Genomic DNA, 14,410 nt, shown 5'->3' with positions numbered 1-14,410 from the left:
CCGACGGAGCGCGTGTGGCGTCGCCCACACGGCGTCCGTCGAGGCGCTGCTCGATTCATCCGCGTGCGCGGGGCCCCATGGGTCCACGGGCACTGTTTCCTCACGAGAACAGCTCAACCATGAACACCGCAGCTTCCCAGGCGGCCCCCCACGGCCGCTCGCGATTCCTCGACCTTCCTCGGCTGAAAGTGGAGTGGTTCTCCAATGTTCGCGGCGACCTGATGGCCGGGACCGTAGTGGCGCTCGCGCTCATCCCAGAGGCCATCGCCTTCTCCATCATTGCGGGCGTGGACCCGAAGGTGGGCCTCTATGCCTCCTTCATCATCGCGGTGATGACGGCCTTCTTCGGAGGCCGCCCCGGGATGATTTCAGCGGCCACGGGCGCGATGGCGCTGCTGATGGTCACGCTCGTCAAGAACCACGGCCTCGAGTACCTCTTCGCGGCCACCATCCTCACCGGCGTGCTGCAGCTCACCTTCCGGCTGCTGCGGCTCAGCCGCTACATGAAGTTCGTCCCACGCGCGGTGATGACCGGCTTCGTCAACGCGCTCGCCATCCTCATCTTCCTCGCCCAGCTGCCCCAGTTCGTCGGCGCGAACTGGCAGATGTACGCGATGGTCGCCGGGGGCCTGGTCATCATCTACGGGCTGCCACGCCTCACGAAGGCCGTGCCGTCGCCGCTGGTCGCCATCGTCGTCATCACCGCCATCTCCCTCCTCAGCGGCGCGTCCGTGCGCACCGTGGGGGACATGGGGGCGCTGCCCACCGCGCTGCCCTTCTTCCACGTCCCCCAGGTGCCCTTCACCCTCGACACCCTGCGCATCATCTTCCCCTACGCGCTCACCCTCACCTTCGTGGGCCTGCTCGAATCACTGCTCACCGCCGCCGTCGTGGACGACATGACGGACTCGCCCAGCTGCAAGCACAGCGAGGCCGCCGGCCAGGGGCTCGCGAACATCGCCGCGGGCTTCTTCGGCGCGATGGCGGGCTGCGCGATGATTGGCCAGTCCGTCATCAACGTGCGCTCCGGTGGCCGCTGCCGGCTTTCGACCTTCACCGCGGGCGTGCTGCTCCTCTTCCTCATCCTGGTGCTGGGGGACTGGGTGGCGCGCATCCCCATGGGCGTCCTCGTCGCGGTGATGATCATGGTCTCCGTCGGCACCTTCGACTGGAAGTCGCTCGGGGCCATGCGGCGCATGCCGATGAGCGACTCCATCGTGATGGTGGCGACGGTGTTCACCGTCGTGCTCACGCATGACTTGGCGAAGGGCGTCGCGGTGGGCGTGGTGCTGAGCGCGCTGCTGTTCGCGCGCACCGTCGCCAAGCTCGTCAGCGTGGAGAGCTCGCTCACTCCCGACGGTCAGAAGCGGCACTACCGCGTCTCAGGTGAAATCTTCTTCGTCTCCGTGGAGGGCTTCGCCAGCGCCTTCGACTTCAGGGAGCCCGTCAAGGCGGTGGAGATCGACCTCACGCACTCCCACATCTGGGATGCCTCGGCCGTGGCGGCGGTGGACCGGGTGGTGCTCAAGTTCCGCGACCGGGGCGTGGCGGTGACGCTCATCGGACTCAACGATGCGAGCGCCACGCTCCTCGGGCGCATCGGCATTCATGACAAGCCGGGGGCGTCCCTCAGTAGCGGACACTGACCTCCGGGAACACAAGCCCCAGTGGGACTGCAAGGAGCGGCCGAGCGGATGGCCCCGTCGGAGCACCTGTCCGTTCAGAACCGTGCAGTCCCCAGCCCCCAGGTGTCATTGCCAGGCTCCCCAGCTATCCTGGCTACGCATCACTTTCCTACAAAAGGAGAACTCATGCGTAAGGGCATCATGGCGGGTCTGCTGGCGGCAGGGCTGTTGACGGGCTGTGGCGGCATTGAAGAGGAGGCTGCCGCCGGGCTCGACACGGAGGCCCAGGCGATCCCCTGTCGTGACATCACCGGCCGGGACTACGTCATCACGTACTACGCGGAGCCCGCGAAGTTCACCAAGGTCGGTGAGCTGCTCTGCGGATGCAGCACACCAGAGACGGTCCTCAACGGCACGAAGACCTACTACTACGAGAAGGTCTACGGCTGCGTCGCGATGTAGCGACACAGCCCTGCCCGCCCTGACACGGCGGTACGGCGCGCGAGCAACGGAGGCCTGCACAACACTCCAAGCAGGCTCCATGGAGGCGCTCCTTGCTCGAATCGCACGATGGCGGGGATGCGCCCGTCTGCTCACCTTCTCCGGAAGACGCATCCCGTCACGGCAACTGGCGGAGGTTGCCGTGGGCGATGGGCGTCCCCGAGCCAGTGGCTCCCGTCCACCCGGTCAGCGCCTCGGGCGGACGGGCTTGCGCGGCGGGGCTGAGGCTGGGTCATCCACGCCTTCCACGCCTTCCACGAGCGCAATGAGCGACGCCACGGTGCGGTGCCGCTCCACCGGGTGGCGCAGGGGCAGGTCGGCGCGCACCGTGTAGTGGTTGCGCCGCCCCTCGCGCTCACGCTGGAGGTAGCCACCTTCCTCCAGGTCACTGACGATGCGCTGCACCGCGCGCTCGGTGATGCCCACACGCGACGCCACGTCCCGCAGGCGCACCTCCGGATCCGCCGCGATGCACAGCAGCACGTGCGCGTGGTTGGTGAGGAACGTCCACGAGGGAAATTCCAGGTGTGTCCCTTTCAAGGGGTCCATGAGGCTCCCGCCAGTGCTCGAATCAACGACGATTGACAAGCGACACAAAATTCGCATATTTCCGGTCGCGTATCAAATGTCGCGAATTTATATTCCAGAAATGCGGACCGGGACGGGACGGACGCGACCTCCTCCGGGCCCGGCTCCGGCGGGGGTTCGGGAGTAGAGCCCCAGGTCTTTCGAGGCTTCCCGGCAGGAATCCTTTCGACGGAGAGAAACGGTTCATGTCTCAGTCAGTGACGGAGCCCCAGGCGCCAGGCGCCCCGCGGAAGCGCGAAGGGGATGAGGTGGTGGCGGCGCCCCAGGCCCATGAGCCGAACGTGGCGAGGCCTGACGGCTTCTCATTGGAGGCGCTGCTGCCGGTACTGGAGGCGCTGGGCGCGCCCGCGGGCGTCACCGTGGAGGCGCAGGCCGTGCAGCGGTGGACGCGCGGCGAGAGCGCGGCGGCCGCGCGGGCCTGGCCCGAGCGCCTGGCATCCGCCTGCGAGGCGGTGGGCCTGCGCGCGGTGGCCCGGCGCGCGTCCGTGCGCGAGGTGATGACGGGTGAGGTGCCCCTACCGGTTGCCCTGCTCGGGCCGGAGGGCTGGTGCCTCGTCACCGCGCGCAGGCCCGGGCAGGTGCTGGTCCACGCGCGGGGCGTGGCGCTCCCGGACTGGGTGGGTGGGCCCGCGCTGATCGCCGCGGTGGGCGCGGAGACTCCGGCGCAACCGCTGGACTGGACGGTGGCGGTGCCCGCCGCGCCGCTGGAGCGGCTCGGGGGCGGAGACCCTCACGGCCACGGCGACCACCCCACGCCCATGCAGCGGCTGCGCTCGCTGCTATGGCTGGAGCGGGACGACCTGAAGGTGGTGCTCGTCTACGCGGTGGCGGCGGGCCTGCTGTCGTTGGCCACGCCAGTGGCCGTGCAGGCGCTGGTGAACACGGTGACGTTCGGCACCCTGCTGCAGCCGCTGGTGGTGCTGTCCATCCTCGTCATGGCGGCGCTGGCCTTCGCCGCGACGCTGCGGGCGCTCAACACCCACGTCGTGGAGGTCATCCAGCAGCGCATGTTCGCGCGCGTAGCGCTGGATGCCTCGCACCGCATCCCCCGGGTGCGGCAGGAGACGTTCGACCGCGACTACGGCCCGGAGCTGGTCAACCGGTTCTTCGACGTGCTCACCCTCCAGAAGACGCTGTCCATCTTCCTCCTGGAGGGCGTCAGCCTCGTGCTGCAGGCCCTCATTGGGATGGTGGTGCTGGCCTTCTACCACCCGGTGCTGCTGGCCTTCGACCTGGTGCTCATCGCGGCCACCGCCTTCATCATCCTGGTGCTCGGCCAGCGCGGCACGGCGACGGCCATCGAGGAGTCGAAGGCGAAGTACGCGGTGGCCGCATGGCTGGAGGAGCTGGCGCGGCACCCGCTCGCCTTCCGCTCGCGGGACGGGGCGGTGCTCGCGGAGGAGCAGGCGGACGTGCTGACGCGCCGCTATCTGGGCGCGCGGCGCCGACACTTCAGCGTCGTCTTCCGGCAGGTGGTGGGCTCACTGGGCCTGCAGGTCGTGGCCAGCGCGCTGCTGCTGGGCCTGGGCGGCTGGCTCGTCATCCAGCGGCAGCTCACCCTGGGCCAGCTCGTGGCGGCTGAACTCATCGTCACCACCGTGCTGACCTCGTTCGTCAAGTTCGGCAAGCACGTGGAGGCCTTCTATGACTTGCAGGCCGCCCTGGACAAGCTGGGCCACCTGGTGGACCTGCCGCTGGAGGAGGACGGCCCCCACCGAGAGCCGCTGCCTGAGGACCGGGACGGGCTGCCGGTGCGGGTCGAAGGCGTGCACTTCTCGCACGGCGGGGGGCGGGCGGCGCTGACGGGGCTGAAGCTGGAGCTGGCGCCCGGAGAGAAGGTGGCCCTCCTCGCGCCCAGCGGGGGCGGCAAGAGCACCCTGGCGGACCTGCTCTTCGGCCTGCGCCAGCCCACCCGGGGCCGGCTGGCGGTGGGCGGGGTGGACACGCGGCGTGTCTCCCTGGCCGCGCTGCGCTCGCAGGTGGCGCTGGTGCGGGGCGTGGAGGTCCTGGTGGGCTCGGTGCTGGATAACGTGCGCGCGGGGCGCGCCGCGGTGGGCCCGAGCGAGGCGCGGCGGGCGCTGGCGGCGGTGGGGCTGCTGGAGGCCGTGCTGTCGCTGCCGCGCGGGCTGGACACGCCCCTGGGCCCCACCGGGGCTCCGCTGTCGAGCGGCCAGGTGCGGCGGCTGATGGTGGCACGCGCGCTGGCGGGCGCCCCCCGGCTCATCGTCCTGGACGAAGTGCTGGAGGGCCTGAGCGAGCGCGGGCGCCAGGAGGTCATGGACTCGCTGCTGGCCCCCGAGGCGCGGTGGACGCTGGTGGTGCTGGCCAGCGAGGAGGACGCGGCCGTGCGGCGCGTCGACCGGCGCCACACGCTGGCGGAGCTGATGGCGGGCTCAAGCCCGGAGGAGCGCTGAACATGGCCACGACACCCCTGACGCAGTCCCTGGTGGGCGAGCGCGCCGAGCGCGCCGCCTTCACCCTGGTGCGCGCCCCCCGGGCCGCCCATGTCCTCACGCGCGTGCTGCTGGCGCTGGTGGGCGCCGCGGTGCTGCTCGCCTTCGCGCCCTGGCAGCAGACGGCGGTGGGCCACGGCCGCGTGGTGGCCTTCACCCCCGTGGAGCGGCAGCAGTTCGTGGAGGCCCCCATCGAGGGGCGCGTGGTGCGCTGGGAGGTGCGCGAGGGCAGCCGCGTGAAGAAGGGCGACCTGCTGGTGGAGCTGTCCGACAACGACCCGCAGCTCCTGTCGCGGCTGGAGCTGGAGCACGCGGCGCTGCTGCAGCGGCTGGAGGCGGCGCGGGCGCGCGCGGAGGCGCTGGCGGCGCGCGCGGAGCAGCTCTCCGGTTCGCGCACCCTGGCCACGTCCGCGGCGGAGGCGCGGGTGGCCATGGCCAGGGACCGCACGCTGGCGGCGCAGCGCGCGCTGGAGGCGACGGAGGCGGCGCACCGCACCTCGAGCCTCAACCTGGAGCGCCAGAAGCGGCTGGCGGAAGGCGGCCTCACCGCCACCCGCGCCCTGGAGCTGGCGGAGCTGGAGGCGGTGCGCGCCGGCACCGAGGTGGACCGGGCCCGGGTGGCGCTGAGCGCCGCGCGCAGCGAGGAGGCCGCGCTGCGCGCCGACCAGGGCCGGGTGGGCAACGACGTGGGCGCCTCCGTGGCGGACGCGCGGGCCTCGCGCGCGTCGGCCCTGTCCGAGGTCGCGTCCGCCCAGGTGGAGCTGGCCCGCATGGACGTGCGCCTGGCGCGCCAGCGCACCCAGGAGGTACGCGCCCCCATGGACGCCACCGTGTTGCGGCTGGTGGGCGGCCTGGGCGGGGAGATGCTCAAGGCGGGAGACCCGCTGGTGGTGCTGGTGCCGGACACCGAGTCGCGCGCGGTGGAGCTGTGGATGGAGGGCAACGACGTGCCGCTGCTGGCGGACGACCGGCGCGTGCGGCTCCAGTTCGAGGGGTGGCCCGCGGTGCAGTTCAGCGGCTGGCCGTCCGTGGCGGTGGGCACCTTCGGCGGCAAGGTGGCGCTCATCGACTCCACCGACGACGGCAAGGGGAAGTTCCGCATCCTCGTGGTACCGGACGAGGCGAGCGACGCGTGGCCCTCTGCGGCGTACCTGCGCCAGGGCGTCCGCGTCAACGGCTGGGTGTTCCTCAACGAGGTGACGGTGGGCTTCGAGCTGTGGCGCCGCTTCAACGGCTTCCCGCCAGTGGTGGACAGCGCGGAGCCGGCACATGCGCAGAAGAAGGAGGACAAGGGATGACGTGGGTGAGTCTGCGCGCCGTGCTCCTGGCGAGCCTGCTGACCGCGCCGGGGCGGGCGTCGGAACAGGCGCGCGTGGAGGGCGGGAGCGACACGCTGTCCCTGGAGGCGGTGCTGGAGTCGGTGGAGCGCCACTACCCCGTCATCGAAGCCGCTCGCCGGGACGTGGAGGCGGCAGGGGCGGAGCTGCTGGCGGCCCAGGGCGGGTTCGACCCGGTCCTGCGGGGCCGGGTGGCGAGCACACCGCTGGGTGGCTACCCGTACACCCGCGTGGAGGGCGTGGTGGAGCAGCCCACGGCCCTGTGGGGCGCCAACCTCTTCGCCGGCTGGCGACTGGGCAGCGGCCAGTTCCCGACCTACGCGGAGCAGTACCAGACGAACGCGCTGGGCGAGGTGCGCGCGGGCGTCAGCGTGCCGCTGTGGCGCAACGGCCCCATCGACCGGCGGCGTGCCGCCGTGGCCCGCGCCGAGCTGGGCACGAACGCCGCCACTCAGGCCGTGGAGCAAGCGCGGCTGGAGTCGGCTCGCGTCGCGACGTGGCGCTACTGGGAGTGGGTGGCCGCCGGCCGCCGGTATGCCGTCGCCACGGAGCTGCGGCGTATGGCGCAGGCCCGGGACGCCCAGCTCATCGAGCGTGTGCAGAGCGGCGACCTGGCCGCCTTCGAGCAGGTGGACAACCAGCGGGCGCTGGTTCAGCGCGACGGCCAGGTGGTGGCCGCCGAGCGGCTGCTCCAGCAGAGCGCCATGGAGCTGTCCCTCTTCCTGCGCGACGCGGAGGGCCAGCCCGTGCTGCCGCGGCCGGCGTGGCTGCCGCCGGGCTTCCCCATCCCCGTGGCCGCGGAGGAGGCGGTGGGCCCGCTGGCGTTGGAGGACGTGCTGGAGCGCCGGCCGGACGTGCAGCGGCTGGAGCTGTCGCGCCAGCAGCAGCGCGTGGAGCACCAGTTGGCCCGCAACCAGCGCGCCCCTGCCGTGGACGTGAGCGTGGCGGCCGCGAAGGACCTGGGCGCGGGCAGCCTGAAGAGAGACAAGCCGGAGCTGGAGGTGGGGCTCCTGCTGGACATCCCCACCTTCAACCGGGGCGCCACCGGCCGCGCCTTGCAGGTGGAGGCGGGGCTGGCCCGGCTGGAGGCCCAGCTGCGCCTGCAGAAGGACCGGGCACGGGTGGAGGTCCGCGACGCGCTCTCCGCCTTGGAGGCAGCTCGGGAGCGCGTCACCGTGGCGCGGCGGGAGCTGACGCTTGCTCGCGAAATCGAGCGGTCCGAGCGCACCCGCTTCGAGCTGGGCGAGAGCACGCTCCTCTTCGTCAACCTGCGCGAGCAGACGTCCGCCGAGGCCGCCGTGCGCGAGGTGGACGCCCTCACCGACTACCACAAGGCCGTGGCCAGCCTGCGGGCCGCCGCCGCCCTCCCGGTGGCGGTGCGCTGAAGGGGCCCCCGTGCATCACCCCGCGAATCCGTGTATCTACGGGCTCCAAGTTTGCCAAGTTCCCGACGTTTTCCGGACCTCGCTCGGAGGAGACCGCCATGCTGGACCGCCCCATGTACCTCAAGCCGAACGTCGCCATCGAGCCGCTGTACAACCAGTGGTACGCGTGGTGGTACCTGCTGTCCCCGGCGACGGCTCCGCTGTTCGTGACGAACCTGCACCAGAAGCTGATGCAGTCCTTCGTGGCGAACCCGGACGTGCACGTGGCGGCCCTGAAGAACCCGATGTTGATGGGCGGCCCGTTCATCAACCACCCGGCGGCGAAGGCCCCGCGCGTGAAGGAGCTCCTGGAGCGGACGCAGAAGGAGCAGGCCAACATGCTCGCGTACACCAAGGCGGTGGCGGAGCTGGAGCAGCTCATGGCGCCCAACAACGGCGGCTCCCTGGAGGGCCTCTACGCCAAGGTGCCCGACATCCTCCGCGGCTACGTGGAGCTGACGTACGATTTGAGCAACCGCGCCAGCGCGCGGTACATCGAGCCGCTCCTGTACCGCAGCCCCTTCCACAAGGAGTCCTCGCAGAGCGTGACGCTCATGCAGGTGGACGGCGACTGGCGGCCCTACATCTTCAGCACGCCCCGCCTGGAGGAGGACACGCCCCTGTGGCTGCGCGTCCCCTACAAGCACGAGGGCCTGGACGCCCTCTTCCGCATGCGCCACACGCCGGGCTCGCCCGGTCAGGTGGCGGAGATGCTCGGCGTGCCCGCCTCCGCAGCGGACGCCTTCGCCGCGCTCTTCACCGACGTCGAGCCCCGCCGCACGGAGCGCTACACCGGTGAAGGCGTGCGCGTGCGCTACTTCGGCCACGCCTGCGTGCTGCTGGAGACGAAGGACGTCAGCATCCTCACCGACCCCGTCATCAGCTACGAGTTCCCCACGGACCTCCCCCGCTTCACCCACTCGGATTTGCCCGAGCGCATCGACTACGTGGTCCTCACGCACGGCCACGCCGACCACTTGATGATGGAGACGCTCATCCAGCTGCGCCACCGGGTGGGCTGCATCATCGTCCCGCGCAACAACGGCAACTCGCTGGCGGACCCGTCGCTGCGGCTGATGCTCCACCACAACGGCTTCAAGAACGTGGTGGAGATTGACGACCTCCAGGAGATTCCCGTGCCGGGAGGCTCCATCACCGGCCTGCCCTTCCTGGGCGAGCACAGCGACCTGGCCATCCAGGCCAAGACGGCGCACCTGGTGCGCCTGGGCGGCAAGTCCATGTTGATGGCCGCGGACTCAAACGCCATCGAGCCGCGCATGTACCAGCACCTGCGCGACATCGTCGGCACCATCGACGTGCTGTTCCTCGGCATGGAGTGCGAGGGCGGCCCGATGAGCTGGATGTACGGCCCGCTGCTGTGCAATCCCCTGCCCCGGAAGATGGACCAGGCCCGCCGGCTCAACGGCTCCGACAGCGCGCGCGCCATCGAAATCACCAACTCCCTGTCGCCCAAGGAGGTCTACGTCTACGCCATGGGCCAGGAGCCATGGCTGCGCCACGTGATGATCCTCGTCTACGACGACAAGGCCCCGCAGATCGTGGAGTCGAACAAGTTCCTGGAGCACTGCCGCACCCACGGCATCCAGGCCGAGCGCCCCTACGTGAAGATGGAGCGTATCCTCGCTTGAGTCCGTGGCCTTCCCGAGGTGCGCGGCCCTCCCGCCACCTTCGGGCCTCGCCTCACGCCGCCGCGGCGGCGTCGAGCAGGCCCCGCTGTCGCAGCGTCTCCAGCACGCGCCGCAGGCCCACCTCCACGGTGTCCACATCCGAGCGCACGGTGACGTCGGGCGCGTCGGGGGCCTCATAGGGGTCCGACACGCCGGTGAAGTGCGCCAGCTCGCCGGCCAGGGCCTTCTTGTAGAGCCCCTTCACGTCCCGGGCGATGAGCACGTCCAGTGGCGCCTGGACAAAGATCTCCACGAAGGGGAGGTCCGCCTCCTCGGCCAACCGGCGCACCTCGGCGCGCGAGCCCGCGTAGGGCGAGATGGCCGCGGCGATGACGCCCACCCCGTGCTTCGCGAGCAGCCGGGCCACATGACCGATGCGGCGCGCGTTCTCCTCGCGGTCCTCGCGGGTGAAGCCCAGGCCGCGGGACAGCCAGGTGCGCACCTCATCACCGTCCAGCACCTCCACGGGCATGGACGGGGCCAGGTGCGCATGCAGGGCGCGGGACAAGGTGCTCTTGCCCGCGCCTGACAGACCCGTCAGCCAGAGTATGAAGCCCGCCGAACGCCCCAAGGTGACTCCAGAACGACGCCCCTGCGCGTCCCCGAAACGCTAACACGCCACGCGGCCTCCGGGACTTGACCCGTTTTCCGTGGCCATGCGACAGAGGCTTCACGTCATGCAAAGCGCGTCCAACTCGAGCCCTCACGCCCCCGACCGCTGGTTCCCCACTCGCAAGCCGTTGACGGACCCGCGGCTGCGGCTGTTCTGCCTGCCGTACGCCGGTGGCAGCGTGGCCATCTACAACCAGTGGAGCCAGGGCCTGCCGGCGGGTGTGGAGCTGTGCCCCGTCCAGCTCCCCGGGCGCGAGCGCCGCCTGTCGGAGAAGCCCATTGGCAGCCTGCCCACCCTGGTGGACGCGCTGCTGCCCGCCATCGCGCCGCTGCTGGACCGGCCCTTCGCCTTCTTCGGCTACAGCATGGGCGCGCGCATCTCCCTGGAGCTCGCGCGGCGCCTCCAGGCCCGCAACGGCCCGCGCCCCGTGGGCCTGTTCCTGGGGGCCGCCGGGCCGCCGTCCGTCAACGCCCGCGAGCCCATCCACCACCTGCCCGAACCGGAGTTCATCGCGCAGCTGCGGCGCTACGACGGCACGCCCGAGGAGATCTTCCAGCACCGCGAGCTGCTGGAGCTGGTGCTGCCCATGCTGCGCGCCGACTTCGGCATCGCCTTCACGGAGGACGGCCCCCAGCCCGCGAAGCTGGAGGTCCCCCTCTCCGTCGTCGGCTCGCCCGAGGACAAGCACGTGCCCACCGCGAACCTGGAGCGCTGGCGCGACGAGACGCGGAGCGAGGACGTCCGCGTCCGCCTCTTCCCCGGCGGCCACTTCTTCATCAAGTCGCAGCGGGACGCCCTCCTCGCGCACGTCAGCGAGGACCTGAACCGGTGGATGGGCCACACGCCCTGAGCCCGCCGGCTACGCCGCCTGGAACCGGGGCGGCGTGTCCCCGGCCAGCGGTACGGTGAACTGCCAGCGCACCGTCAGCGGCTGCCCACGGGGCCGGTTCACCGCCACCGCCGCCTGGTGCCGTTCGGACGGGCGCAGCTGGACGAACTGCCACGCCTCCGGCACGTCCTGCATCCGCGGGTCGAAGGAGATGCGCGGCGCCTGTCCGGGCTCCAGGTGGAAGGCGAACTGGTCCAGCGGCAGGGACAGCCCCGCGCCGCGGGCCTTGATGTAGGACTCCTTCAGCGTCCAGTACTCGAAGAAGCGCTCCCGGTGCCGCTCCGGCGGCAGGGCCTTCAGCGCCGCCACTTCCGAGGCGGCGAAGTAGTGGTCCGCGATCTCCACCGTCTCCCCCTGCCGCTGCGCGTCCTCCACGTCCGCGCCCAGCTCCGCGTCCCAGCCCACCGCCACCAGCGCCATGCCGTCCGTATGGGACAGGTTGAAGCGCAGCTTCGGGCCCCACGCACCCCGCACCGTCGGCCGACCGTACGTGTTGGTGTCAAAGGCCCAGGCCTCTGGCGCCACCGGCGCGTAGCGCGACAGCGTCAGCCGCACCAGCGCATGGCTCACCAGGTACTGGCGCTGGTGCCGCTCGAAGCGGAAGCGCTGCTGCTTGTCGCGCTCCTTCGCGTCCAGTAGCGCCCAGTAGGCGTCCAGGAGGCGCCGGTCGTCGATGCGCTCGGGCTCGACAATCCATACATGGACCTCATCCGGACGCAGCGCGAGGGGCTGGAAGTCGGTCGGCATGCCTCCTTTCTATCACCGCCCCATGCTGGTTCCTGCGTGCTTCCGCGTGGCATGGCCACTGCTGGCCACTGTCGCTGACCCTCGAGGCAGTTTGCACACACCGTTGTCCCCGCCAACCTTTCGCTCGCTCGTGTTGGGATTCGCGGTGGTGGCGTGATGGGGGGCAGGGACGGATGGAGCTCTTTCCAATTCAGTTACTTTTCATGGTGGTTCTGATGAACCGCTATGTCCTCGGGCCATTGCTACGGCGCCTGAAGGGGCGGCAGTTCGACCGGGTCGACGACACCTACCTGCCGCGAGTCGCCATCGTCATCCCGCTGTTCAACGAAGGCGAAGGCATCTACCACGGCGTCCGCAGTCTCCTGGAGCAGGACTATCCCAGCCACCTGCTTCAAATCGTGGTGGTGGATGACTGCTCCAAGGATGACAGCTACGCCTGGGCCCTGAAGGCGGCGGAGGGAAATCCCAACGTCATCGTCATGCGCAACCCGGAGAACATGGGCAAGCGCAAGGGCATCAACCGCGCGGTGAAGGCCGCCACGGACGCGGAGATCATCGTGTCGGTGGACTCGGACGTCATCGTCGACAAGGCCGCAGTCCGCCAGCTCGTGCGCCGCTTCGCCAGCCCGCGCATCGCCGCGGTGGGCGGCCGCACCTACGTGACGAACCGTCATCAGAACTGGATGACGCGGATGATTGAAATCAAGTTCCACTTCGCCCAGGAGTGGCTCAAGGACCTGGAGCGCAGCTTCCGCCAGGTGATGTGCCTGTCGGGCTGCCTCACCGCGTACCGCCGCCACGTGCTGCTGGAGCTGGAGCCCATCCTGGAGGCGCGCGCCATCGCGGGCATCCCCATCAAATACGGCGAGGACCGGTTCCTCACGCGGCAGATCGTCAAGCACGACTACGAGACCGTCTACACGCTGGACGCCTTCTGCTTCACCGCCGCGCCGTCGACGCTGGCCGGGTACTTCTCCCAGCAGCTCCGGTGGCGCCGCTCCAACCTGGTGGACCTGCTGGGCGGCCTGTCCCACGCCTGGCGGCTCCATCCGGTGGTGACGGTCCACTACGTGTCGCAGCTCGCGCTGCTCCTCTCCTACCCGCTGGTCATCGTGCACAACGTCCTGACCGGCGAGTTCTGGGACATCCTCGCCTTCCACTTCCTGGTCATCGGACTGCTGGGGGTCATCTATCGAATCGAAACGCGGCACCTTCCCGCGGACCGCCGGGTCCACGGCGCCAGCTTCCTGCCCATGGCGATGCTGATGCCGGTGACGTACGCGCTCTTCACACCGCTGGCCCTGCTGACGCTGGACTCGGGGAGCTGGGAGACACGGGGCAGCGCCAACGCCGCTCCCGAGACGTCACCGCTCGACTCCGGGGGCCGCTTTCCTCCCACCCATGCTGGTGAAGGCACCACGCCATGAACCAACGCGTCGCCAATCGCGTCAACAGCATCGCCGTCTCGGCCTACAAGTTCATCGGTTCCCTGCTGCTCACGCTCATCATGCTCGGGCTGGTGTCCTTCCTGTCCGTCCAGGGCTTCTTCCTGGTGAGCCGCAGCTGGGTGACGCCCACGGTCATCTCGCCGACGGACCCACAGATCCTCACGCTCAACACCCAGGTGGCCGCGCAGACGTCCGCGCGCGACCACGTGTTGTCGGACCGGCGATCGGTGGAGAACCGCATCTCCGATGCCGAGCGCACCATCGGCGCGGAGCGCGCGTTCCAGCAGCGCTTCCTCGTCGCCCTGCGCGGTGAGCGCGACGCCAGGGACCGGGTGGCGCGGCGCCTGTCGTCCCTGCGCCGTGAATACAGCAGCGCCCGGGCGGAGATCCTGCAGTCCAACCGCGCCTACGCCGGCCTGGCGCGAACGCGCGCCGACGCGCTGTACAACGCCCGCCTGCTGGAGCAGGAGGAGAAGCTCACCATCAACCACCACCTGGCGCAGTTGGCGCAGAGCAACCTGTCGCTGGCGCAGTCCACGGTGGATTTGGAGACGCGGCTGGATTCGCTCCAGCGGGAGATCGCCGGCCTCTCGGCGGTGCAGTCCGGCATGGGCAAGGACGAGACGCCGCAAGGCATGACGTCCGACGTGCTGCTGCTGGAGCGCGAGTACACGCACTCCGTCCTGGAGCAGGCCCGCGCGGAGGCGACGCTGAAGAGCCTCCAGACGGACCTGGCCGCCCTGGACGAGGTGGCCCTGCGCTACGACACGCTGATCGCGTCGCTGCGTGCGTCGCCATACCTCAAGGCCATCGAGAAGGACCTCACGGTCGCCTTCGTCCCGTACGAGAACATCCCGAACGCCGAGCAAGGCACACCGCTGTACGCGTGCGCGGCCAAGGTCTTCTGGTGCCACGAGGTGGGCGTCATCGGGCGCGTGCTCGAGGGCGAGGTGTCCCTCAAGCACCCCATCCGCCAGTACATGCTCCGCGGCGTCATGGTGGAGGTCCAACTGACGAACGCGCCCTCCGCCCGGGAAGACCTGCTCCACCTGGGCCGGCCGCCGCTGCTGCTGTGAGCCCAAACACCCTTTGCCTGG

The 14,410-nt window shown here is 70.3% G+C and carries 12 protein-coding genes; 9 read left to right on the top strand and 3 right to left on the bottom strand.

The window, feature by feature from the left end; genetic code table 11:
* Positions 1–221: 221 nt before the first annotated feature.
* Entirely contained in the window at positions 222–1,646 is a 1,425-nt protein-coding gene (locus HV826_RS02960) for a SulP family inorganic anion transporter (RefSeq protein WP_217917056.1), read from the top strand.
* 165 nt (positions 1,647–1,811) lie between these two features.
* Complete coding sequence (locus tag HV826_RS02955) at positions 1,812–2,087, top strand: hypothetical protein (protein WP_176415483.1); 276 nt, start codon at positions 1,812–1,814, stop codon at positions 2,085–2,087.
* 225 nt (positions 2,088–2,312) lie between these two features.
* On the opposite strand, the gene HV826_RS02950 is transcribed toward HV826_RS02955, so the two are convergent.
* On the bottom strand, positions 2,313–2,675 hold the full coding sequence (locus HV826_RS02950) for a MarR family transcriptional regulator (RefSeq protein WP_176415482.1): 363 nt from the start codon (positions 2,673–2,675) through the stop codon (positions 2,313–2,315).
* A gap of 224 nt (positions 2,676–2,899) precedes the next feature.
* Between HV826_RS02950 and HV826_RS02945 the strand changes: the two genes are divergently transcribed.
* The 4 genes from HV826_RS02945 to HV826_RS02930 all read left to right on the top strand — a co-directional run bounded on the left by HV826_RS02945 (position 2,900) and on the right by HV826_RS02930 (position 9,577).
* On the top strand, positions 2,900–5,128 hold the full coding sequence (locus HV826_RS02945; RefSeq protein WP_176415481.1) for a peptidase domain-containing ABC transporter: 2,229 nt from the start codon (positions 2,900–2,902) through the stop codon (positions 5,126–5,128).
* A 2-nt stretch (positions 5,129–5,130) separates the two neighbouring features.
* Positions 5,131–6,465 carry an HlyD family secretion protein gene (locus tag HV826_RS02940; protein WP_176415480.1) on the top strand — a complete coding sequence of 445 codons (1,335 nt, stop codon included), beginning with the start codon at positions 5,131–5,133 and terminating at the stop codon, positions 6,463–6,465.
* Entirely contained in the window at positions 6,462–7,889 is a 1,428-nt protein-coding gene (locus HV826_RS02935; protein ID WP_176415479.1) for a TolC family protein, read from the top strand. Before HV826_RS02940 ends, HV826_RS02935 begins: the two co-directional genes overlap by 4 nt.
* 98 nt (positions 7,890–7,987) lie before the next feature.
* Positions 7,988–9,577: an MBL fold metallo-hydrolase gene (locus HV826_RS02930; RefSeq protein ID WP_176415478.1), complete on the top strand. Its 1,590-nt coding sequence runs from the start codon at positions 7,988–7,990 to the stop codon at positions 9,575–9,577.
* 52 nt (positions 9,578–9,629) lie between these two features.
* Here the strand turns inward: HV826_RS02930 and cysC are convergent, their stop codons facing one another.
* Positions 9,630–10,187, bottom strand: a complete 558-nt coding sequence (gene cysC / locus HV826_RS02925; protein WP_176415477.1) for an adenylyl-sulfate kinase — start codon at positions 10,185–10,187, stop codon at positions 9,630–9,632.
* A 106-nt stretch (positions 10,188–10,293) separates the two neighbouring features.
* Here cysC and HV826_RS02920 point away from each other — a divergent pair, with 106 nt between their 5' ends.
* Positions 10,294–11,079, top strand: coding sequence for a thioesterase II family protein (locus tag HV826_RS02920; protein ID WP_217918475.1), 786 nt, complete (start codon positions 10,294–10,296; stop codon positions 11,077–11,079).
* Positions 11,080–11,088: 9 nt separating this feature from the next.
* Here the strand turns inward: HV826_RS02920 and HV826_RS02915 are convergent, their stop codons facing one another.
* Entirely contained in the window at positions 11,089–11,865 is a 777-nt protein-coding gene (locus HV826_RS02915) for a 4'-phosphopantetheinyl transferase superfamily protein (protein WP_176415475.1), read from the bottom strand.
* A 173-nt stretch (positions 11,866–12,038) separates the two neighbouring features.
* Here HV826_RS02915 and HV826_RS02910 point away from each other — a divergent pair, with 173 nt between their 5' ends.
* Together HV826_RS02910 and HV826_RS02905 are read left to right on the top strand one after the other, a co-directional pair.
* The gene (locus HV826_RS02910; RefSeq protein WP_176415474.1) at positions 12,039–13,292 is read left to right on the top strand and encodes a glycosyltransferase family 2 protein; all 1,254 of its coding nucleotides are present in this window, start codon (positions 12,039–12,041) and stop codon (positions 13,290–13,292) included.
* A complete protein-coding gene (locus tag HV826_RS02905) occupies positions 13,289–14,389 on the top strand; it encodes a hypothetical protein (RefSeq protein ID WP_176415473.1) in 1,101 nt (366 codons plus the stop codon). Before HV826_RS02910 ends, HV826_RS02905 begins: the two co-directional genes overlap by 4 nt.
* The last annotated feature ends 21 nt before the right edge of the window (positions 14,390–14,410 follow it).

The organism is Myxococcus sp. AM010 (assembly GCF_013372585.1).
GTDB lineage: Bacteria > Myxococcota > Myxococcia > Myxococcales > Myxococcaceae > Myxococcus > Myxococcus vastator.
The sequence above is the reverse complement of the archived record's forward strand: the minus strand, read 5'-3'. Positions and strand labels throughout refer to the sequence as shown.

Coding starts and splice junctions, on each gene's coding strand:
- HV826_RS02920 (WP_217918475.1), top strand. CDS start 10,294: ATGCAAAGCGCGTCCAACTCGAGCCCTCACGCCCCCGACCGCTGGTTC.
- HV826_RS02905 (WP_176415473.1), top strand. CDS start 13,289: ATGAACCAACGCGTCGCCAATCGCGTCAACAGCATCGCCGTCTCGGCC.
- HV826_RS02960 (WP_217917056.1), top strand. CDS start 222: ATGGCCGGGACCGTAGTGGCGCTCGCGCTCATCCCAGAGGCCATCGCC.
- HV826_RS02915 (WP_176415475.1), bottom strand. CDS start 11,865: ATGCCGACCGACTTCCAGCCCCTCGCGCTGCGTCCGGATGAGGTCCAT.
- HV826_RS02910 (WP_176415474.1), top strand. CDS start 12,039: ATGGAGCTCTTTCCAATTCAGTTACTTTTCATGGTGGTTCTGATGAAC.
- HV826_RS02955 (WP_176415483.1), top strand. CDS start 1,812: ATGCGTAAGGGCATCATGGCGGGTCTGCTGGCGGCAGGGCTGTTGACG.
- HV826_RS02945 (WP_176415481.1), top strand. CDS start 2,900: ATGTCTCAGTCAGTGACGGAGCCCCAGGCGCCAGGCGCCCCGCGGAAG.
- HV826_RS02940 (WP_176415480.1), top strand. CDS start 5,131: ATGGCCACGACACCCCTGACGCAGTCCCTGGTGGGCGAGCGCGCCGAG.
- HV826_RS02930 (WP_176415478.1), top strand. CDS start 7,988: ATGCTGGACCGCCCCATGTACCTCAAGCCGAACGTCGCCATCGAGCCG.
- HV826_RS02950 (WP_176415482.1), bottom strand. CDS start 2,675: ATGGACCCCTTGAAAGGGACACACCTGGAATTTCCCTCGTGGACGTTC.
- HV826_RS02935 (WP_176415479.1), top strand. CDS start 6,462: ATGACGTGGGTGAGTCTGCGCGCCGTGCTCCTGGCGAGCCTGCTGACC.